This is a genomic window from Geodermatophilus sp. DF01-2 (assembly GCF_004571065.1).
Taxonomy (GTDB): Bacteria; Actinomycetota; Actinomycetes; order Mycobacteriales; family Geodermatophilaceae; genus Geodermatophilus.
Window position 1 is genome coordinate 1 of sequence record NZ_SPQN01000075.1, and the last position, 21,081, is coordinate 21,081.

At 74.4% G+C, this 21,081-nt stretch carries 18 protein-coding genes and 1 pseudogene; 12 read left to right on the forward strand and 7 right to left on the reverse strand.

Annotated features, from left to right (window positions below; all coding sequences use genetic code 11):
- Nucleotides 1-1,069 (reverse strand): DUF222 domain-containing protein (locus tag E4P41_RS17115; RefSeq protein ID WP_245177435.1); only part of this gene is annotated, 1,069 nt, incomplete at its 3' end.
- Between the two features lie 183 nt (nt 1,070-1,252).
- Nucleotides 1,253-1,927: an ACT domain-containing protein gene (locus E4P41_RS17120; protein WP_135142471.1), complete on the reverse strand. Its 675-nt coding sequence runs from the start codon at nt 1,925-1,927 to the stop codon at nt 1,253-1,255.
- A 287-nt stretch (nt 1,928-2,214) separates the two neighbouring features.
- Between E4P41_RS17120 and gatC the strand changes: the two are divergent.
- The 4 genes and pseudogenes from gatC to gatB all read left to right on the forward strand — a co-directional run.
- Nucleotides 2,215-2,505 (forward strand): annotated as a pseudogene (gene gatC / locus E4P41_RS17125) (Asp-tRNA(Asn)/Glu-tRNA(Gln) amidotransferase subunit GatC); the annotation flags it as partial.
- The gene (gene gatA / locus E4P41_RS17130) at nt 2,502-4,034 is read left to right on the forward strand and encodes an Asp-tRNA(Asn)/Glu-tRNA(Gln) amidotransferase subunit GatA (RefSeq protein WP_209307771.1); all 1,533 of its coding nucleotides are present in this window, start codon (nt 2,502-2,504) and stop codon (nt 4,032-4,034) included. The pseudogene gatC and the gene gatA, both read left to right, overlap by 4 nt.
- Before the next feature lie 61 nt (nt 4,035-4,095).
- Nucleotides 4,096-4,296, forward strand: coding sequence for a hypothetical protein (locus tag E4P41_RS17135; RefSeq protein ID WP_135142473.1), 201 nt, complete (start codon nt 4,096-4,098; stop codon nt 4,294-4,296).
- Nucleotides 4,293-5,792, forward strand: a complete 1,500-nt coding sequence (gatB, locus tag E4P41_RS17140; RefSeq protein ID WP_135142474.1) for an Asp-tRNA(Asn)/Glu-tRNA(Gln) amidotransferase subunit GatB — start codon at nt 4,293-4,295, stop codon at nt 5,790-5,792. Before E4P41_RS17135 ends, gatB begins: the two co-directional genes overlap by 4 nt.
- Before the next feature lie 137 nt (nt 5,793-5,929).
- On the opposite strand, the gene E4P41_RS17145 is transcribed toward gatB, so the two are convergent.
- The 3 genes from E4P41_RS17145 to E4P41_RS17155 form a co-directional block, all read right to left on the reverse strand.
- Complete coding sequence (locus E4P41_RS17145) at nt 5,930-7,093, reverse strand: PQQ-dependent sugar dehydrogenase (protein ID WP_135142475.1); 1,164 nt, start codon at nt 7,091-7,093, stop codon at nt 5,930-5,932.
- A gap of 117 nt (nt 7,094-7,210) precedes the next feature.
- Entirely contained in the window at nt 7,211-7,816 is a 606-nt protein-coding gene (locus tag E4P41_RS17150; protein ID WP_135142486.1) for a class F sortase, read from the reverse strand.
- 269 nt (nt 7,817-8,085) lie between these two features.
- Nucleotides 8,086-8,892: a CHRD domain-containing protein gene (locus E4P41_RS17155; RefSeq protein ID WP_135142476.1), complete on the reverse strand. Its 807-nt coding sequence runs from the start codon at nt 8,890-8,892 to the stop codon at nt 8,086-8,088.
- 348 nt (nt 8,893-9,240) lie between these two features.
- On the opposite strand from E4P41_RS17155, the gene E4P41_RS17160 reads away from it, so the two are divergent.
- The 3 genes from E4P41_RS17160 to E4P41_RS17170 are packed head-to-tail and all read left to right on the forward strand — an operon-like array spanning nt 9,241 to nt 10,737.
- Entirely contained in the window at nt 9,241-10,200 is a 960-nt protein-coding gene (locus tag E4P41_RS17160; protein ID WP_245177436.1) for a 2-hydroxyacid dehydrogenase, read from the forward strand.
- Between the two features lie 40 nt (nt 10,201-10,240).
- The gene (locus E4P41_RS17165) at nt 10,241-10,492 is read left to right on the forward strand and encodes a type II toxin-antitoxin system prevent-host-death family antitoxin (RefSeq protein WP_135142477.1); all 252 of its coding nucleotides are present in this window, start codon (nt 10,241-10,243) and stop codon (nt 10,490-10,492) included.
- Nucleotides 10,480-10,737, forward strand: coding sequence for a hypothetical protein (locus E4P41_RS17170; protein WP_245177437.1), 258 nt, complete (start codon nt 10,480-10,482; stop codon nt 10,735-10,737). The genes E4P41_RS17165 and E4P41_RS17170 overlap by 13 nt, the downstream gene beginning before the upstream one ends.
- A 33-nt stretch (nt 10,738-10,770) precedes the next feature.
- Here the strand turns inward: E4P41_RS17170 and E4P41_RS17175 are convergent, their stop codons facing one another.
- Both E4P41_RS17175 and E4P41_RS17180 read right to left on the reverse strand, forming a co-directional pair.
- Nucleotides 10,771-11,142, reverse strand: coding sequence for a PH domain-containing protein (locus tag E4P41_RS17175; RefSeq protein WP_135142478.1), 372 nt, complete (start codon nt 11,140-11,142; stop codon nt 10,771-10,773).
- Between the two features lie 24 nt (nt 11,143-11,166).
- Nucleotides 11,167-11,988: a helix-turn-helix transcriptional regulator gene (locus E4P41_RS17180; protein WP_135142479.1), complete on the reverse strand. Its 822-nt coding sequence runs from the start codon at nt 11,986-11,988 to the stop codon at nt 11,167-11,169.
- 77 nt (nt 11,989-12,065) lie between these two features.
- Here E4P41_RS17180 and ilvD point away from each other — a divergent pair, with 77 nt between their 5' ends.
- The 5 genes from ilvD (at nt 12,066) to ilvC (ending at nt 20,866) form a co-directional block, all read left to right on the forward strand.
- Entirely contained in the window at nt 12,066-13,793 is a 1,728-nt protein-coding gene (ilvD, locus tag E4P41_RS17185) for a dihydroxy-acid dehydratase (protein ID WP_135142480.1), read from the forward strand.
- A 214-nt stretch (nt 13,794-14,007) separates the two neighbouring features.
- Nucleotides 14,008-16,638, forward strand: a complete 2,631-nt coding sequence (locus tag E4P41_RS17190) for a GGDEF domain-containing phosphodiesterase (protein ID WP_135142481.1) — start codon at nt 14,008-14,010, stop codon at nt 16,636-16,638.
- Between the two features lie 445 nt (nt 16,639-17,083).
- Entirely contained in the window at nt 17,084-19,021 is a 1,938-nt protein-coding gene (locus E4P41_RS17195; RefSeq protein WP_135142482.1) for an acetolactate synthase large subunit, read from the forward strand.
- A gap of 143 nt (nt 19,022-19,164) precedes the next feature.
- On the forward strand, nt 19,165-19,689 hold the full coding sequence (ilvN, locus tag E4P41_RS17200) for an acetolactate synthase small subunit (protein WP_135142483.1): 525 nt from the start codon (nt 19,165-19,167) through the stop codon (nt 19,687-19,689).
- Between the two features lie 148 nt (nt 19,690-19,837).
- The gene (gene ilvC, locus E4P41_RS17205) at nt 19,838-20,866 is read left to right on the forward strand and encodes a ketol-acid reductoisomerase (protein ID WP_135142484.1); all 1,029 of its coding nucleotides are present in this window, start codon (nt 19,838-19,840) and stop codon (nt 20,864-20,866) included.
- The last annotated feature ends 215 nt before the right edge of the window (nt 20,867-21,081 follow it).

Here is a 21,081-nt window from a genome sequence, read left to right on the forward strand (position 1 = left end):
AACCGGCCGGAGCGGACTCGGCCAGGGCGGCCGGGTCGGCGGGCTCCGTCGGGTTCGCCGGATCGGCGGCGTCCGTCGCAGCAGGTGTGGAAACCCGGCCCAGGCCGGCGAAGGCGCGCACCAGCTGGCGGGCCATCTCCGCCGGCACCAGCTCCCCATCCACCTCCGCCGGAGCGTCCCCACCCAGCAGCGTGCCCACCGACGCCACGACGGACAGCAGCACCCGCACCGGCGGCAGCACCGTCTCACCGGGGCGCAGCACCAGGTCCAGCAGCGCGTCGACCATCTTCTGCCCCCGCGTCCGCACCGGCCCCTCCGACCCCTCCGGACCGTCCGACCCCTCCGGACCGTCGGGGTCGTCGGCCAGCGCGTCGGCGTACCGCACCAGCGCGGCGTGCAGCGCCCGCGCCTCGGGCATGGTGCACACCACGGTCAGCGCGGCCATCCCCTCGGCCCGCTCCGGCCGCAGCGAGATCCCCCGCTCCGTCAGCGCCGTGGCCAACCGGCGGGCGGCGGCGGTTGCGTCGCGCTGGGCGACGATCCGGCGGGCCTTGTCCCCCAGCTGGGCCGGGCTGGTCACCTGGTTCCGCTTCGCGACCCAGGCGAGCAGGTCGGCCTCGATCTCCGCCCGCAGCGCGTCGTCGGCGACCGGAGCGACCTTGTCGATCAGATGCCACAGATGACCCTCGTGCAGCACCCCCGACTCCAGCGCCGCCAGGATGGCCGGCAGCCGGTGCACCAGGATCAGCGACTCGGCCAGCAGCCGCTCGGCACCCTGCTGGGTCAGGTTCAGCGCGATCGCCACCTCCGGCGTCGCCCACTCACTGACGGGCCGGAGCACGTCAGCACGGGCGGCCCAGCGTTCGGCGCTCATCGCACCGCGTTCACCCTGCGCGCGGTCGGCCGACGCCGGCCGGGACGCGGCGAACTCCGCCACCGCCCGCGCCCGCACCGCCGTGGCCCGGGCGATCTCCCGATCCGCGGCCTGCACCACACCCAGCGGCCCGGACGCCCACCCCACGGTGGGCGCGTCAGCACCCGGAGTGCCGGTTTGCGTCCCGCCGTCCATGCCCTCGATCATATGTTCGAGCGCCGGAGAGTGCAAGGAAAAGACGCAGGTCAGCTCCCCGCGAAGGCAGGGTGTCGGGTGGCGCGGCGCCGAGGAGTGGGCCGCCGTGGAAGGTCCGCACCGAGAATGGACCGTCGGAGGGGACCGCACAGGGAAGCGTGCAGCGGCGGCGCCGGATGATCTTCAGGCCGGCGGCAGGTGGGCGACGCTCGCCGCGATGCCGGTGAGGTGGACCAGGCGCAGCAGCTCCGACCGCCGGAAGGCCGGCCCGCCGGAGCGGCCGAGCACCACCGCCGTCTGCGGGTCGCCGAACGGGGCGGCCATCATCTCGATGGCCATCTCCCGCCAGCGCTCCGGCAGCCAGTCGGCCTCGCTGGGAAGCAGCTGCGGGCCGCGGAGCGGCATCCAGGGGACGGTCATCCCGTCGAACGACGGCGCGGCGTCGGACGCGGCCAGCACCTCACAGGGGTCCTCTCCGGCGAGGGCGACGGCCCATCCGCTGTGGAACACCCGGGGCAGCTCGGCCGCGAGCAGCTTCACCGCGAGGGTGGGCGGGGGATCCGTCGCCGTGCGGGCGAGCGCCTCCAGCAGCTCGAGCTCCCGGTGGGTGTCCAGCGGGCCGGCGAAGGGCCGCAGCGACTCGACCTGCACCCCCGGCACCGCCTGCGCGGCGGTGATCAGGCTGTCGGGCAGCCGGCCGGAGGGGAGGTCCACGACGATGTCGTCGACGGCGACGCCGCCGCCGCGCTCGAGGACGTCCACGGAGACGATGTCGATGCCCGCCGTGCCCAGCGCCGTGGCCACGGCGCCGAGGATGCCGGGGCGGTCGGGCACGACCAGCCGCAGGAGATAGGACACGGTTCCTCCGTGCTCGAGGTCGGGCCGATCTCCGTCGATCGCGGGCGCCGACAGCTTCCCGCATCGACCGCCGCCGGTCGAGCGGCCTCCCGCTGACCGCCTCCGGCCGACGGATGCGGAAGGCCGGCCACGTACAGTGGCTGGGTTCCGACCGTGGTGACGAGCGCCCACCCGGCGCCGCCGAAGTGGAGTCCCGCCCCAGCATGAGCACCCCCTCCCCGCAGGAACCGGCCACCGCCGGGCCGGAGCCGCAGGCCGCGACCGCGCTCGGACGGGAGGGCACCGCCGGACTCGGGCGCGATGACGTCGCGCACCTGGCCCGCCTGGCCCGGCTGGCCCTCGCCGACGAGGAGCTCGACCACTTCGCCGGGCAGCTGTCCGCGGTGCTCGACGCGGTGGCCGAGGTGGGGAAGGCCGACGTGGCCGACGTCCCGCCGATGACGCACGCGGTGCCGCTCACCAACGTCACGCGCGACGACGTCGTGAGCCCGAGCCTGCCGCGGGACGTCGTCCTCGCGCAGGCGCCGGCGGCCGAGGACAACCGCTTCCGCGTGCCGCAGATCCTGGGGGAGGAGTGAGCACCCCCGTGAACACCGACCTGACCAACCTGGACGCCGCCGAGCTCGGCCGCCGCCTGGCGGTCGGCGAGGTCAGCTCGGTGGAGCTCACCCGCGCCTACCTCGACCGCATCGCCGCGGAGGACGACGTCCTCGGCGCCTACCTGCACGTGGACGCCGACGCCGCGCTGGCCCGCGCCGGCGAGGTCGACGCCGCCCGCGCCGCCGGCGAGGAGCTCGGCCCGCTGGCCGGGCTGCCGGTGGCGCTCAAGGACGTCTTCGTCACCGAGGGCGTGCCCACGACCAGCGGCTCGAGGATCCTCCAGGGCTGGCGACCGCCGTACGACGCGACCGTCGCCGCGCGGCTCAAGGACGCCGGCACGGTGCTGCTCGGCAAGACGAACATGGACGAGTTCGCGATGGGCTCCTCCACCGAGAACTCCGCCTACCGGCCGACCCGCAACCCGTGGGACACCGACCGGATCCCCGGCGGCTCCTCGGGCGGGTCGTCCGCGGCTGTGGCCGGCGGGCTGGCCCCGTGGGCGCTGGGCACCGACACCGGAGGCTCGATCCGCCAGCCGGCCGCGGTCACCGGTCTCGTCGGGCACAAGCCCACCTACGGCTCGGTCTCCCGCTACGGCCTGATCGCGTTCTCCTCCAGCCTCGACCAGGCCGGCCCGATGGCGCGCACCGTGCTCGACGCCGCCGTCCTGCACGAGGCGGTCGGCGGGCACGACCCGCGCGACTCGACCAGCATCGACGTCCCCGTGCCCGTCCTGGTGAAGGCCGCGCAGGAAGGGGCCCACGGCGAGCTGGCCGGCCTGCGGGTCGGCGTCGTCCGCGAGCTCGGCGGCGACGGGCACGCCGACGGCTACGACGCCGGGGTCCTCGACCGGGTGCGGGAGACCGTCGAGCTGCTCGCCGGCATGGGCGCCGAGGTGCGCGAGGTGTCCTGCCCGGCGTTCGACCTGGCCCTGCCCGCCTACTACCTGATCGCGCCGAGCGAGGCGTCGTCCAACCTGGCCCGGTTCGAGGGCATGCGCTTCGGCCTGCGGGTGGGGGACGACGGCAGCCGCTCCCTCGAGGAGGTCATGTCGCTGACCCGCGAGCAGGGCTTCGGCCCCGAGGTCAAGCGGCGGATCGTCCTCGGCACCTACGCCCTGTCGGCCGGCTACTACGACGCCTACTACGGGCAGGCGCAGAAGGTCCGCACGCTGATCACCCGCGACTTCACCGCGGCGTTCGACCACGTCGACGTGCTGGTCAGCCCGACCAGCCCCACCGTGGCCTGGCCGATCGGCGCCCGCGTCGACGACCCGCTGGCCATGTACGCCGCCGACCTGTGCACGCTGCCGGCCAGCCTCGCCGGGCTGCCGGCGATCTCGGTGCCGTGCGGGCTGTCCGACGGGCTGCCCGTCGGATTCCAGGTCATGGCGCCGGCGTTGGCCGACGACCGCTGCTACCGGGTCGGTGCCGCGGTCGAGGCCGCGCTGGACGCCGCCCGCGGTCACCGGTTCCTCGACGGGCTCAACGAGCGGACGACGGCGTGAGCGAGCGTGCGAGCTCACGCATGAGCACGGCAACCGATCCAATCGCCGGCGAGGAGGACGCGTGAACGGGCCCCTCAAGGCCGCCTGGGCCCTCACCGCATTCGTCGTCCTGCTCGGGGCTGTCCTCTGGGTCGTGACCGGCGAAGCGGTCTTCGCCGTCTTCATCGTCCTGGGCCTGCTGACGGCCCTCGGTGCTGTGCTGACCGGGCGTTCGCGGCCGGACGGCCGCAGCACCGGTCCGAAGGAGAGCAACCCCTCATGAGCGACGCCCTCGTCGACTACGACGAGCTCCTCACCCGCTACGAGCCGGTCATCGGCCTGGAGACCCACGTCGAGCTGGGCACCGCGTCGAAGATGTTCTGCGGCTGCGCCACCACCTTCGGCGCCGAGCCGAACACCCAGACCTGCCCGGTCTGCCTCGGTCTGCCCGGCTCCCTGCCGGTGGCCAACGCCGCGGCCATCGAGGCGACCGTCCGCATCGGCCTGGCGCTGGGCTGCCGGGTCGCCGGTTGGTGCCGCTTCGCCCGGAAGAACTACTTCTACCCGGACATCCCCAAGGGCTTCCAGACCAGCCAGTACGACGAGCCGCTGTGTACCGCCGGCCACCTCGACGTCGAGGTCGACGGCGAGACCTACCGGGTGGAGATCGAGCGGGTGCACCTGGAGGAGGACACCGGCAAGAACCTGCACGTGGGCGGGGCCACCGGCCGCATCCACGGCGCCTCCCACTCGCTGGTCGACTTCAACCGCGCCGGCATCCCGCTGGTCGAGATCGTGACCCGGCCGATTCCCGGCGCCGGTGCCAAGGCCCCCGAGGTCGCCCGGGCCTACGTCACCGAGCTGCGCGACATCATCCAAACCCTCGGCGCCTCCGACGTCCGGATGGAGCAGGGCAGCCTGCGCTGCGACGTGAACACCTCCCTGGCGCCGACCGGCAGCCTCGAATGGGGCACCCGCACCGAGACCAAGAACGTCAACTCGCTGCGCAGCGTCGAGCGGGCGGTCCGCTACGAGATGCGCCGCCAGGCCGCCGTCCTCGATGCCGGGGTCCGCGTGCTGCAGGAGACCCGGCACTTCCACGAGGACACCGGCACCACCTCGCCCGGGCGGAGCAAGGAGGAGGCCACCGACTACCGGTACTTCCCCGAGCCCGACCTGGTGCCGGTCGCGCCGGACGCGGAGTGGGTGGAGAAGCTGGCCGCCGAGCTGCCGGAGCTGCCGGCCGCCCGCCGCGCCCGGCTGCAGGAAGAGTGGGGGCTGTCCACCACCGAGATGGCGTGGCTGGTCAACGCCGGCGCCCTGGGCCTGGTCGACGCCACCGTCGCCGCCGGGGCCACGCCGGGCGATGCCCGCAAGTGGTGGCTCGGCGAGCTCGCCCGCCGCGCCAACGACGCCGGCGTGGAGCTCTCCGAGCTCACGGTGACGCCGCGCCAGGTCGCCGAGCTGACCCGGCTGGTGGCCGAGGGGACGATCAACGACCAACTGGCCCGTCAGGCACTCGACGGCGTGCTGGCCGGCGAGGGCGATCCCGCGCAGGTGGTCGAGGCCCGCGGCCTGGCTGTCATGGGGGAGTCCGACGAGCTGGTCGCCGCGGTCGAGGCCGCGATCGCCGGAGCGCCCGACGTCGTCGCCAAGGTACAGGGCGGCAAGGTGCAGGCCCTCGGAGCGCTCGTGGGCGCGGTCATGAAGGCCACCCGCGGCAAGGCCGACGCCGCGACGGTGAGGCGGATGCTCGAGGAACGCATCATCGGAGGGTGACACCCGGTCGTCCCGACCGTGGCTGAGCCCGCTCTGCCGGCGGATTCCGAGCTGTGCGGGCTGGACCACGCCCGCGCAGCTCGAGATCTATTCGCAGAGCAGGGTCTCGAGCGGTGCGCTCCGGTAGGACCGCAGTGTCACAACGGGCTGTTCGAGGCGCCGCCGGGCGGGAGGACGCGTAGCACCCGGTCGTCGTCCTCGACGGGGGTGCCGAGGCCGTCGCGGTTGGACGTCGTGATCCACAGGGCTCCCTCGCCGTCGAGGACGACGGTCCGCAGCCGTCCGTACCGGTCGGTGAGGAGCTCGGTCGGCTCGTCGGCGAGGGCGCCGCTGCCGTCGAGCGGCACCGTGTGCACCCGCCGGCCGTCGAGCGCGCCCAGGAAGACGGTGCGGCCGGCGACCGCGCAGCCGCCGGGACCGCCCTCGGCCGCCGGGAACTCCACGACGGGACGGATGCTGTTCGGGCCCGGCGTCGGCCAGCCGGCGTCGCCGCCCTCCAGGACGGCGTTGAGTTCATCCGGCCCCTTGGCGGAGTCGTCGGTGGCGTAGAGCGCCTGCTCGCCGCCCATGCAGAGGGCGGTCACGTCGGCGTGACCGGTGCTGTGGATCGGGTTGTCGCCGACCGGCTGGCCGAAGACGTCGATGTGCAGTACCTTCCCGGCCAGCGAGGCCGGGTCCTGGGCCAGGCCTGCGTTGCCGGTGTCCCCAGTGCCCACGAACAGCGTGCCGTCGGGGGCGAAGACCAGCCCGCCGCCGTTGTGCGTCTCCCCGCGCGGGATGCCGGTGAGCACGGGGTTCGGCGTGCCGCCGATCGGGAAGCGGACCACCCGGTTGTCCGTGGCGGTCGTGATGTAGGCGTAGAGGAGGCCGTCCTCCGGGAAGGTGGGCGAGAGAGCGAGCCCGAGCAGGCCGCCGTCGCCGGTGGTGTCGATGCCACCCACGGTCATCAGCTCGCGCGCGGGGGAGCGGTCGGGGAAGACCTGCAGCAGCCGCCCGGTCTCCCGCTCGCCGACGACCGCGCTGCCGTCGGGCAGCACGACCAGCCCGGTGGGGACGGTCAGGCCCGAGGCCACCACGTTGGGGTCGCCGCCGTCCTCGCCGGCGTTCGGGTCCGCCGGGTCCCCCGGGGCGGGGGCCTGCGGGGACTCCGTGGGCGGGCCGACCTGCGGCGGCGGGCCCTCCGGCTGCGGGCGGAACGGGCCGGCCGGCTCGTAGCCGTCGCTGCCGCACCCGGCCAGGACGACGGCCGCCAGGGCGGCCGCGGCCACGGCCCGCCCCCGTCGCGCACGCTGCCGGCTCACCCCCAGAACAGTACGTGCGCGGGAGGCGAGGGGCCGGACACCACGGCCGCATGGTCGATGGACACCACCACGGCCCGGCGTCATCGCCCGTCGTAGGGCCGCGGCCTCCTACGGGCCTCAGCCGGTCGCCGTGAGGCTGGCGAAGACGATGACGTTGTCGAGGTAGTCCCCGGTGTCCTCGTCGAAGGCCCCACCACAGGTGATGAGTCGCAGGCCTGCGTGGTCGATGTCGCCGTAGACATCCTTGGTCGGGAAGTCGTCCTTGGGGTGCTCTTCGACCCGGTCGACTCGGAAGGTCGCGACGGTGCCGTCCGCGCGGTCGATGACCACGATGTCCGCGACGCGCAGCTCGCGCAGCCCGTAGAACGCTCCGGGCTCGCCCTCCCAGTCGACGTGCCCGGCGAGAACGGCGGGTCCCAGTTGCCCAGGGGTGGGGCTGCGGTCGTACCAGCCCACGGGGTAGGCGCCGGGCGGGACCTCCATGGATCCGTCCCGCTCCAGGCCGAGATGCATAATCCGCGAGGTGACTCCCAGGGCCGGTATCCGTACCCGGACGGGATCACTGGCCGGCAGTCGTGGCGAGTGGGCGGCCGGGGACGTCGGCCCCGGGACCCTGGTGGATGTATCCGGTGTGAGGGTGACCGGTGCCGCATCGACGGCCACCGGGACGTCGAGCCGGACGGGACCGCTGATGTCCTGCGGGAGGAGGACGACAGCTGCCATGCCCGCGGCGGCGAACACGGCCGAAGTCGTGGCCCAGGCGTGGGGGGCGTGGGCTCGGGCTCGTCCAGGGGCGCGGCGCCGGGACCGTCCGTAGCGGGTGACCGCAGGGGGCCGGGCGAGGAGAGCCTCGACGTCGGAGTCAGTGACGGAGGCCCGAGGTCGAGGTGGTGGAGGCGGATACGGACCCACGATCCGCGCCACACCATCCGCCGCGATCCCTCGGGGACCGGGGCGGATGGTGTGGGCGCAGTCGTGCACGTCTCTGCTGATCAGGCCGTCGCGCGGGAGCTCCGGCGGGCGGCGAACGCGGCGCCACCGGCCGCGGTCAGCCCCAGGCCGCCGAGGACGTAGGGAAGTGCGCTGCCCCCGTCGGCGGACGAGCTGCCGTCACCGGCCGCGACGGCGCCCACGGGCTGGGTGGACACCTGGGAGGCGTTGAGGACGCCACACAGGGCAGGGTCGGTGGCCTCGCCCGGCAGCGACGGGTCCAGGTCGGACACCCCACGGTCACCGGCGCTGTAGGTGCCGTCACCGTCGTAGTCCACACCGTGGATGACGACCACGGCCTTGCCCGAGAGGATGGCCTGCGCGACCTCCTCGCTCACCTGGACGTCGCCGCGGGAGTACTCGAAGTGGTCCCCGACGGGGAACCGGTCCACGGCCAGGCCGGAGCTCGGAGACGTGTCACCCGTGGTGGTCAGCGAGACCACGATCTCGCCGTAGGCCGGAGCGCCTTCGGTGGTGGTGAAGTGCTCGTGGGGGTCGCTCTCACCCGGGAGCGGCGCGGCGTTGTTGTCCGACGCCGTCGGGCACTCGTTGCGGGCCGACTCACCGAAGTGGATGTGCGCCGCGTGCGGCGCCCCGGCCAGCAGCCCCTGGGCCGCCAGGCTGAACGACAGGGTCGTGCCGGAGATCTCCACCTCTCCCCGGCCGCTGGCGTTCACGGGGTTGACGGGGACGGGCGTCAGGTCGGCCTGGGCGGAGCCCTCTGCCGCAGCGGCGGGACCCGCTGACGCCAGCAGGGCGGTGAGGCCGACGACCGGCACGGTGATGGCTGCGCGCGTGATGCGGTTCACGGTGCACCTCTCATGGTTCCCCCGCGGAGCCGCTGAGGTGGGCGCCGTCGAGGTGGACTGTCGCCCCAGGTATCGGTTGCGGGCCATCGGGTGGTGACCCTCCGGGTGTGACGTTCTCCCGATCAGCGTTGCCACAGCGACGGCTGAGGTTCCAGTGATCCGGTGGGGCCGGCCGAGACCTGTCCGTGATCTCGTCGGAGCCGTCGAACCGTGGCGGCGAGGATCGATGCCCGGGTGTCGTCGACCGAGAGCCGGCGCAGCCGCCCGTGAGCGGTTCTGCACCGGCGGCATCTGGCCGGCTGGTGCAGGTCCGCGGCTCGGTCAGGACAGGGCCTAGGGTCGAGGGTCGTGCCCTCCGAGATCCACAGCTCGCAGATCGTCGGCCCCGGCGAGACGCTGCACGTCCTCGTCCCCTCCCGCGCGATGGTCCAGGCGGTGCAGGCGCTCTCCCCCCGGGTGCGCGCGTACCGGGTCGACGCCGACGCCGGCCCGCCGACCGGCGAGGCCACCCAGGCGCAGGTCTGGGTGCCGCGGGTCAGTGGCGCGACGCTGCCCGACAACGGCTTCCTGGACGCGCTACCCCGGCTGCGCCTGGTCCAGCTCCTCAGCGCCGGCGCGGAGAAGTTCATCGGCCGGCTGCCCGAGGGAGTGGTGCTGTGCAACGCCCGCGGTGCGCACACGCCCTCGACGGCGGAGTGGGCGGTCGCCGCGACGCTGGCCGCGCAGCGCGGGATCCCCTTCTTCGTCCGGGAGCAGGACGCCGGCCGATGGTCGTTCACCACCCACCACTCGCTGGTCGGGGCCCGGGTGCTGGTTCTCGGCGCGGGCGACATCGGTCGCGCGATCGGCCGGATGCTCGCCGGCTTCGACGTCGAGCTGACCTACGTGGCGCGGACGGCGCGAGAGGGAGTCCACGGCACCGACGAGCTGCCCCGGCTGCTGCCGGAGGTCGACGTGGTCATCGTGGTCGTCCCGGTCACCCCGGAGACGACCCGGATGGTGGACGCCGGCTTCCTCGCCGCCATGCCGGACGGCGCGCTCCTGGTCAACGCGGCCCGCGGCGTCGTCGTCGACACCGACGCGCTGCTCGCCGAGCTGACCACGGGCCGCCTGCGCGCCGCCCTGGACGTCACCGACCCCGAGCCGCTGCCGCCGGGCCACCCGCTCTGGTCGGCGCCCGGGCTGCTCACCCCGCACGTGGCCGGAGAGGTTCCCCGGACCAACGAGCGCGCCGCGGCCGCCGTCACCGAGCAGCTGCGCCGCGTGCTGGCCGACGAGCCGCTGACCAACGTGGTCGACGCCTACTGAACACCGGGCCCGGTGTAGCACTCGGCGCTACAGTGGCTGGGTGGCCGAGATCGCCCAGCGGGAGCTGAGGAACGACAACGCCGGGATCATCCGGCGCGTGGAGGCGGGGGAGACCTTCGTCGTCACCCGCAACGGGGTCCCGGTGGCCGAGCTGCGTCCGTTGCCGGCCGGTCGGCAGCGCATCGTGCACCGGACGCACCTGGCCGAGGTCGCGCGGCGGCTGGAGCGCCTGGACGGGCAGCGGCTGCGCGCCGAGCTCGACGAGGTGGCCGACCCCTGGTGCGGCCTGTGAGCCAGGTGCCCGGACCGGCCGAGGGTCCGTGGCTGCTCGACACCTCCGTCGTCGTCGACCTGGCCGATCCTGCGGTGCTCGCCGCCCTCCCGGAGGCGACGGCGATCGCAGGTCGTCAGCCACGGCGGCGGCAGTTCGACCTGCTGATCGCAGCCGTGGCCCGTTCGAACCGCCTGCCGTTGGCGACGAGGAATCCTGCGGACCTGGCCGGCTTGGCGGGGCTGGTCGAGGTCCACACGGTCTGAGCGTCCCCCGCGGCCGACGCGCCGGCGGTTCGATCAGACAGGGCCGGGCGCGGGGATGCGGCCGCCGGAGACCTCGGCCAGCCGCGGGAGGTCACGGCCGCGCAACACCGGCAGCCGCAGCTCGGTGCCGTGGGTGGTCACCAGCCACAGCTGGCCGCTCTCGGCGACCCGGATGCCGGCGACCTCGCTCCACGGCACCCGGCGCGCCGCGGCCAGGGACCGCACGATGAGGCCGCGGTCGTCGACGTCCACCCCGACCCGCAGCACCCAGGCCGCGGCCAGGACCGGCAGCAGCAGGAACACGAGCGTCCACGGTGCGGCGGTGGCCAGCGGAAGGACGCAGACCAGCAGGAAGGCGGCCGGCAGCAGCGCCACCCTGGTCATCCGCAGTCGCGCTGTGCCCACGTCCGCACATCCTCCCAGAACCGGTCAGGCCGACAGGCGGGCGAGGCGGGCGGCCGCGTCCCCACCCACGGCGGCGGTGTAGACGACCAGCTGCAGACCCGGGGTGTCGGCCGGGGTGAGCTGGTGGTGCTCCAGCAGCAGGGTGCCGACCCGCGGGTGCTCGAAGCGCCGGGCCGAGGAGCTGAACCGGTCGACGTCGTGGCTGGCCCAGCCGGCGCGGAAGTGCGGGCTGGCCGCCTCCAGCCGGGCGACCAGGTCGACCACCTCCGGGTCGGCCAGCCGCGGGCCGACCTCGGCGCGGAACTGGGTGAGGAACCGGCGGCTGTCGGTCGTCCAATCGGCCAGCAGCTCGCGGACGGCCGGATCGGTGAACACCAGCCAGAGCAGGTTCCGCTCGGCCGGCGGCACCGCGGCCACGCCCGGGTAGAGGCGCTCGTAGGCGCGGTTCCAGCCGGCGATGGTCCAGCCGGCGGTGATCGCGTAGGCGGGGGAGGGGCCCAGCGCGTCGAGCAGCCGCTGGACGTGCGCCGGCATGCCGTCGGCGACCGCCGGCGGGGACGCGCCGCCGTGCCCGGTCAGCCCGAGCACGTACTCGTGCTCGGCCGGTGACATCCGCAGGGTGCGGGCCAGCGCGCCGACCACCTGCCGCGACGGCCGGATGTCGCGGCCCTGCTCCAGCCACGTGTACCAGGTGTGGCTCACCCCGGACAGCAGCGCGACCTCCTCGCGGCGCAGCCCCGGCGTCCGGCGCGGGCCGCCCGCAGGCAGCCCGGCGACGCGGGGGTCGACCTGGCGGCGACGCGAGCGGAGGAACTCGGCCAGCTCGCGGCGGGCGGTGGTGGACACGGGCCCTCCTGGTGGTGTCGGTACCAGTATCAGCCGTCCCTGGGGCGGCCCTGCCCAGCGGCCTACCATCGCCGGACGTGACGATCGGTGAGGACCTCATCCCCGGCAACGAGCCGCATGGCGGGACGCACAGTCCCCTCAAGCCGCGCAGCTACGAGGTGACCGACGGCATCACGCGGGCCCCGGCGCGAGCGATGCTCCGCGCGGTCGGCATGGGCGACGACGACTGGGAGAAGCCGCAGGTCGGCGTCGCGTCGTCGTGGAACGAGATCACCCCGTGCAACCTCTCCCTGGACCGGCTGGCCAAGCGGGCCAAGGAGGGCGTGCACGCCGCCGGCGGCTACCCGCTCGAGTTCGGCACCATCTCGGTCTCCGACGGCATCTCCATGGGCCACGAGGGCATGCGCGCGTCGCTCGTCTCCCGCGAGGTCATCGCCGACTCGGTCGAGACGGTCGTGTTCGCCGAGCGGCTCGACGGCACCGTGCTGCTCGCCGGCTGCGACAAGTCCCTGCCCGGCATGCTCATGGCCGCAGCCAGGCTCGACCTGGCCAGCGTCTTCCTGTACTCCGGCTCGACGCTCCCCGGGAAGCTCGGCGACCGCGACGACCTCACGATCATCGACGTCTTCGAGGGCGTCGGCGCCTGCGCCCGCGGACTGATCAGCCGGGAGGACCTCGACGCCATCGAGAAGGCGGCCTGCCCGGGCATGGGCTCCTGCGGCGGCATGTACACCGCCAACACCATGGCCAGCGTCGCCGAGGCGCTCGGCATGGCGCTGCCGGGCAGCGCCGCCCCGCCGGCGCCGGACAGCCGCCGCGACGCGTTCGCCGTCGCCTCCGGCGAGGCCGTGGTCAACCTGCTGCGCCACGGCATCACCGCCCGCCAGATCATGACCCGGGAGGCGTTCGAGAACGCCATCACCGTCGTCATGGCGCTCGGCGGCTCCACCAACGCCGTCCTGCACCTGCTGGCCATCGCTCACGAGGCGCAGGTCGACCTCACCCTCGAGGACTTCAACCGGATCGGCGACCGCACGCCGCACCTGGCCGACGTCAAGCCCTTCGGCCGCTACGTGATGACCGACATCGACCGCGTCGGCGGCGTCCCGGTGGTGCTGCGCGCCCTGCTCGACGCCGGCCTGCTGGACGGCGACACCCTCACCGTGACCGGGAAGACGATGGCCGAGAACCTCGCGGAGATCGCCCCGCCGGACCTGGACGGCACGATCGTCCACGCGATGGCCGACCCCATCCACCGGACCGGCGGCCTGACGATCCTGCGCGGTTCGCTGTCACCGGAGGGCGCGGTCGTGAAGTCGGCCGGCTTCGACGCCGACGTCTTCGAGGGCACCGCCCGCGTCTTCGACGGCGAGCAGGGCGCCATGGACGCGGTCACCGACGGGACGCTGCAGACCGGCGACGTCGTGGTGATCCGCTACGAGGGGCCACGGGGCGGGCCGGGCATGCGCGAGATGCTCGCCGTCACCGGCGCGATCAAGGGTGCGGGCCTGGGCAAGGACGTCCTGCTGCTCACCGACGGCCGCTTCTCCGGGGGGACGACGGGGTTGTGCGTCGGGCACGTCGCGCCCGAGGCCACCGACGGCGGCCCCATCGCCCTCGTGCAGGACGGCGACCGGATCCGGCTCGACCTCACCACCCGCACCCTCGACCTGCTGGTCGACGAGGACGAACTGGCCCGCCGCCGGGCCGGCTGGACGCCGCTGCCGCCGCGCTACACCACCGGCGTCCTCGGCAAGTACGCCAAGCTGGTGAGCTCCGCGGCCCAGGGCGCCGTCTGCGGCTGAACAAAGGACCCCCTTCCTCCCCACCCTTCGCACGCTCGGCGCGAGCCTCCGGACGGGGCCGGGGACCCGGGACGGGGCCTGAGCCTCGGGACGGGGCCGGCGGCGGGGCCCTGCGAGGGGGCCGAGCGCGGGGTCGCCCCCCGATGGGGTGAGACCCGGACCCGGTCCGCTGTCGTCGCTGCACGCACCTGCCGACTGAGCAGGTGTGGACAGGGTGAGGTGGTGGCTCCTCGGGAGCGCCGTGCCGGTGGGGGCCGCCTGCGCGGTGTCCGCGGGCGCCTCCGGCCCGGGGCGCGTCGGCGACCTCGCCGTCGCCGCCCTCGGCGTCGCCACCGCCGCGGTGCTGTGGTGCGCCGGACGGTCGAAGCAGACCGGGTGGCGGGGCTGGCGGCTGTTCGCCCTGGCGCCCCTGATGCCGGTCCTCGGCTTCGTCGCGGCCACGGTCGTCGCGCCGGCCGACCGGCTGGAGCTGGTCGCCCTCCGCTGGTTGCCCACCGTCCCCGGGTACGTGCTCGCCGTCGTCGGCATCCTCACCCTCGTCGACCCTGCCCGGCTGCGCGGCGGTGCCCGCCCGGCCGTCGAGCTGGCGCTCTTCTTCTCCGCCTGCGTGCTCGTGGTCCAGGTGCTGGTGCTCGGCCCCGACCTCAGCTGGCTGGACCTGGCGCCGGGCGAGGGCACCGTCCTCGCCGCGGCGGTCGTCGTCACCTCGGCCACCATGGCCGCCGCGCTCCTGCTGTTGGGCGTCATCGAGAGCCGCCGACAGCCCATGGCGCTGGTGCTGTTGGCCGGGTCGGCCCTGCTCGCGCCGGGCCGCGCGCTCGGCACCTCCGCGACGCTCTCGGGCGACCACGCCGTCGGCGACGTGGGCCGGTTCCTGGTGGCCGGTGGGCTGGTGCTGCTCGGCGCGGCCGTCCTGCTCGACCCGGGCCCGTCCCCGGAGTCCCGCGCGCGCCCGCGCAGCGGCCGCTCGGCGCAGCTGCGCCAGCTGCTGCCGCACCTGGCGATGCTCGCCGCCCTGCTGACCTCGGCCGCCGCCACCCTCACCGGGCACCGGCCGGGCGCGGTGTTCGTCGCCGGCGTCCTGCTCTGCGCCGCTCTGGCCGTGGTGCACCGGTGGATGACCGCGCGCCAGGAGCAGCACCTCGGCGCCCGCCTGCGGCGCAGCGAGGCCTACTTCCGGTCCCTGGTCGCCGCCAGCGGGGACGCGGTCCTCATCCTCGACGGCGACCTGCGGGTCACCTGGGCCTCGCTGACCGTGGGGACGACGCTCGGCGACCCCGCCGCCGTCCCGGTCGGCCGGGACCTGCTGGAGCTGGTGCACCCCGAGGACGCGCCGTCCGTGGCCCGGGCCCGGCGCCCCGGAGCGGGGGACACCGCGGCGTCCGGGCTGCTGCGGTTGCGGCTGCGGCACGCCGACGGCACGTGGCGGCACCTCGAGGCCGGCGTCTCCGACCTGCGCGCCGACGCCGCCGTGGGGGCCGTCGTCCTGCACTGCCGCGACACGACCGAGCGGGTCGCACGGGAACGGGCGCTGGAGCAGCTCGCGTTCACCGACCCGGTCACCGGGCTGCCCAACCGGGCCGGCTGCGAGCGGGAGCTCGACCGGGCCCTGGCCACCGGCGGGACGCCGTGCCGCAGCCTGCTGCTCGTCGAGCTCGACGGACTCGCCGCCGTGCGGGAGGACGCCGGCCGTGACGTCGTCACCGCCGTGCTGGTCGAGGTCGGCCGGCGGCTACGGGCCACCGTGCGCGGCGGCGACCCGGTCTACCGGATGGGCGGGGGTGCCTTCGCCGTCCTGGCCGAGGGCGCCCCCCACGCGGTCGACCTGCTGGCCGACCGCTGCCTGTCGGTCATCGAGCAGCCGCTCGACACCGCCGCCGGGGTCTTCGACCTGGGCGCCAGCATCGGTGTCGTCGACGTGGCGGCGGGATCCTCGGTGGCCGACCTGCTGACCCGCGCCGAGCTCGCCCTCCGGGCGGCCGGCGCCTCCGGCGTCGGCACCGCGCTGCGGTACCGGCCGGCGCTCGGCAGCGTCGCCGAGCGGCGGGCCCGGCTGCGCGAGGACCTGCCCGGCGCCTGGGACCGCGGCGAGCTCTCCGTGCTGTTCCAGCCGGTCGTCTCGCTGGAGGAGCAGCGGGTGACCGGGGTGGAGGCGCTGCTGCGCTGGCGGCACCCCGAGCTGGGGGAGGTGCCCCCGGCGGAGTTCGTGCCGATCGCCGAGCGCGCCGGGGTGATCGGGGAGCTGCAGCGCTGGGCTCTCGAGCACGCCGCCACCGCCGCGCTGGCCCTGCCGGACAGCGGCGGCACGCCGCTGCGCCTGGGCGTCAACATCTCCGCCTCGCACGTCGCCGCCCGGACCCTGGTGGGGGACGTCGCCGCGGTGCTGCGCGCGACCGGGCTGCCCCCGGAGCGGCTGATCCTCGAGATCACCGAGGCCACGCTCATGTCCGAGGGCGAGCACGTGGCCGTCGACGTCGAGGCGCTGCGGCTCATGGGCGTGCACGTGGCGCTCGACGACTTCGGCACCGGCCGCTCCTCGCTGGCGCACCTGACCCGGCTGCCGATCGACGTGCTCAAGCTGGACCGCTCGTTCGTGCTCCGGGTGGACCGCGACCCGAAGAGCCGGGCGCTGTGCGAGTCGGTCGTCGCCATCGCCGGAGCCCTGGGCCTGGACGTCGTCGCCGAGGGCGTGGAGACCCCGGCCCAGCTCGCATCCCTCCGCGCCGCGGGCTGCGGGTTCGCCCAGGGCTTCCTGCTCGCCCGGCCCATGCACCCGCACGAGCTCACCGACCTGCTCCACGACGGCGCGGGCCTGCTGTGGCCGGGGCTGGTCGGGTCCCGCTGACGGGCACCGGCCCGTCCCGAACGCCCGGCAACCCGGCTCGGACGCTCCGTCCCGGCGCGGAGCTGCCCGCCGCGCTTGCCGCACCCTGCTCCGCGGGGCTCGACGGCGAGCGGCTGTCGTCCCACGTCCGAGCCGTAACGTGTCCACGCAGTGGGACGGCGTGGTTGACGACGAGCCCGTTCGAGGCGCACAGTGGCCCTGTGCGTCCGGCCTGCCTGCTCCTCGTAGTCGCCTAGCGCGTCGGTCGCCCCGACCGACGCGCTGACCCCTCTGTGCCCGCAGGCACGAGGGGTCTTTCGTTTGCGGGCCCGCGCGACCTCTCCCGGACGACGGCCCGCGCCCGCAGGCAGCCGAGCCGCACACCGCACGGCCCAGACCGACGGCCCCGTCCAAGTGGCGCCCCAGGTAAGGGCAACACCCAGAGAGAGCAGGGCCAGGAGACGCCATGAACAGCACCACCCCGGGCGAGTCCACCACCCGCGAGGCCGCCGCAGCGCTGACCGGCGGCGAGGGGCGGCTCGCCGCCTCGCGCGAGGTCGCGACCAAGGAGGCGGCCGCCGCGCTGACCGGGGTCGAGACGACCGCCCGCTCCGTCGAGTCGGCCGCTCCCGAGCCGCTCGCCGGCATCACCGGGGCGCAGAGTCTCGTCCGGTCGCTCGAGGCGGCCGGCGTCGAGGTGGTCTTCGGCATCCCGGGCGGGGCGATCCTCCCGGCCTACGACCCGCTGTTCGACTCGTCGGTCAGGCACGTGCTGGTGCGGCACGAGCAGGGGGCGGGGCACGCGGCCACCGGCTACGCGCAGGCCACCGGCCGGGTCGGCGTCTGCATGGCCACCTCCGGCCCGGGCGCGACCAACCTGGTGACGCCGCTGGCCGACGCCTACATGGACTCGGTCCCGATCGTGGCGATCACCGGCCAGGTGCCGTCGGCCGCGATCGGCACCGACGCCTTCCAGGAAGCGGACATCCGCGGCATCACGATGCCGATCACCAAGCACAACTTCCTGGTCACCGACCCCCGCGAGATCCCGCAGCGGATCGCCGAGGCCTTCCACCTGGCCGCCACCGGCCGGCCCGGCCCGGTGCTGGTCGACATCCCCAAGGACGTCCTGCAGGCGACCACCGACTTCACCTGGCCGCCGCGGCTGGACCTGCCCGGCTACAAGCCGACCATCCGCCCGCACGGCAAGCAGGTGCGCGAGGCCGCCGCGCTGATCGCCGCCGCCCGCCGGCCGGTGCTCTACGTCGGCGGCGGCGTCCTCAAGGCGCAGGCCACCGCGGAGCTGGCCGAGCTGGCCGAGCTCACCGGCGCGCCGGTGGTCACCACCCTCATGGCCCGCGGGGCGTTCCCCGACAGCAGCCCGCAGCACCTGGGCATGCCCGGCATGCACGGCACGGTGGCCGCGGTGACCGCGCTGCAGAAGGCCGACGTCATCGTCGCCCTCGGCGCCCGCTTCGACGACCGGGTCACCGGTCAGCTCTCGACGTTCGCCCCCGGCGCCCTCGTCGTGCACGCCGACATCGACCCGGCCGAGATCGGCAAGAACCGCAAGGCCGACGTCCCCATCGTGGGCGACGCGCGGGAGACCATCGCCGAGCTGGTCCCGGCGCTCCGGGCCGAGCACGAGGCCGGCCGCACGCCCGACCTCGCCCCCTGGTGGGCCCAGCTGGAGCAGTGGCGATCGACCTACCCGCTGGGCTACGACTGGCCCGAGGACGGCACGCTCTCCCCGCAGTACGTCATCGAGCGGCTGGGCGCGATCGCCGGGCCGGACGCGATCTACGCCGCGGGCGTCGGCCAGCACCAGATGTGGGCCGCCCAGTTCATCTCGTACGAGAAGCCGGGCAGCTGGCTCAACAGCGGCGGCCTGGGGACGATGGGCTACGCCGTCCCCGCCGCGATGGGCGCCAAGTACGGCCGACCCGACACGACCGTGTGGGCCATCGACGGCGACGGCTGCTTCCAGATGACCAACCAGGAGCTGGCCACCTGCGCCATCGAAGGCATCCCGGTCAAGGTCGCCGTCATCAACAACGGCAACCTCGGCATGGTGCGGCAGTGGCAGACCCTGTTCTACGAGGGGCGCTACTCCAACACCAAGCTCCACCCCCTCAACGAGGACGGCACGCCCAAGCCGGTGCGCATCCCCGACTTCGTCGCCCTGGCCGAGGCGCTGGGCTGCGTCGGGCTGCGCTGCGAGAGCAAGGACGACGTCGACGCCGTCATCGAGAAGGCGATGGCCATCGACGACGCCCCGGTGGTCATCGACTTCGTGGTCGGGCACGACGCCCAGGTGTGGCCGATGGTCGCCGCGGGCGCCAGCAACGACGACATCATGGCCGCGCGCGACGTCCGCCCGGTCTTCGGCGACGGACAGGTATAGCAGAAGGACCCCCTCCTCCCCACCCCTCGCAGGCTCGGGGCGGTGCCCTGGAGGGGGCCACCCCCCACCCCTCGCTCCGCTCGGGGCGGGCCTCTGAACGGGGGCCGCCGTCGCCCACTTCCGCCGTGAAAGGAACGTTGGTCATGAGCCGCCACACGTTGTCGGTGCTGGTCGAGAACAAGTCCGGCGTCCTCGCCCGGGTCTCGGCGCTGTTCAGCCGGCGCGCGTTCAACATCGAGTCCCTGGCCGTCGGGCCGACGGAGAACCCCGACCTGTCCCGGATGACGATCGTCGTCGACGCCGAGACCCAGCCGCTCGAGCAGATCACCAAGCAGCTGAACAAGCTGATCGAGGTGATCAAGATCGTCGAGCTGGACACCGCGGCGGTCCAGCGCGAGCTGCTGCTGGTCAAGGTCCGCGCGCCGATGGCCGACCGGACGCAGGTGCTGCAGACCGCCGAGCTGTTCCGCGCCCGCGTCGTCGACGTGAACACCGACACCGTCACCCTGGAGGCGACCGGCACGCCGGACAAGCTCCAGGCCCTGCTCGCCGTCCTCGCCCCGCTGGGGATCAAGGAGATGGCGCAGTCGGGCACCGTCGCGCTGGGGCGGGGTCCGCGTTCGATGAGCGGCGCCGGTACCTTGCGCCCGGTCGAGCGCACCGCGTAAGGGCCCTCCTGACCCCCACCGTGGAAGGACCCCGTCCTCCCCACCCTTCGTACAAGAACCCCCTGCCCCACCGCTCGCAAGCTCGCGTCGGGACCCTGCAGGGGGGCCACCCGACCTCCGTACCGAACTGAAGGGAACCGCACAGCACATGGCCGCCGAGATCTTCTACGACGACGACGCCGACCTCTCGATCATCCAGGAGCGCACCGTCGCCGTCCTGGGCTACGGCAGCCAGGGCCACGCGCACGCCCTGTCGCTGCGCGACTCGGGGGTCGACGTCCGCGTCGGCCTGCCCGAGGGGTCGAGGAGCCGGCCGAAGGCCGAGGCCGAGGGCCTGCGGGTCGTGACGCCGGCCGAGGCGGCCGCCGAGGCCGACCTGATCATGATCCTGGCGCCCGACCACGTGCAGCGGAACCTGTACCGGGAGTCGGTCGAGCCCAATCTGCAGGACGGCGACGCGCTGTTCTTCGGCCACGGCTTCAACATCCGGTTCGGTTACATCAAGCCCCCGGCCGGCGTCGACGTCGCGATGGTCGCCCCCAAGGGCCCCGGCCACCTGGTGCGCCGCGAGTTCGAGAACGGCAAGGGCGTGCCCTGCCTGGTCGCCGTCGAGCAGGACGCCGGCGGGCAGGCGTTGCAGCTGGCGCTGTCCTACGCCAAGGCCATCGGCGGCACCCGGGCCGGCGTCATCCGGACGACGTTCGCCGAGGAGACCGAGACCGACCTGTTCGGCGAGCAGGCCGTGCTCTGCGGTGGCGCCAGCGCGCTGATCACCGCCGGGTTCGAGACCCTCACCGAGGCCGGCTACCAGCCCGAGGTCGCCTACTTCGAGTGCCTGCACGAGCTCAAGCTGATCGTCGACCTCATGTACGAGGGCGGCATCGCCAAGCAGCGGTGGTCGGTCTCCGACACCGCCGAGTACGGCGACTACACCTCGGGTCCCAAGGTCATCGACGCCCACGTCAAGGACGCGATGAAGGACGTCCTGGCGCGGATCAAGGACGGCTCGTGGGCGGCGGAGTTCATCGCCGACCAGGACGCCGGCGCGCCGGACTTCACGCGCCGCCGGGCCGAGGCCGAGGCGCACCCGATCGAGGAGACCGGGCGCAAGCTCCGCGGCCTGATGAGCTGGGTGTCGGCCTCCGACGACTACACCGGCACCGCCGCGCGGAGCTGATCAGGGCGCGCAGTCAGGTATGTGACACCGCACGGCGAGAGGCCCCCGCTGCCGGCCGGCAGCGGGGGCCTCTCGCCGTCTGCCTACCGAGGCCTGCGAGCCGCGGTGAAGTACTCCCGTGCAGGCGCCTGCAGCAGGAGGACGACGGCGGTGACACCGAGCAGCAGGATGAGCGCCGGGAAGAGGGCGAAACCGGTCCCGGATGCGATGCCGAC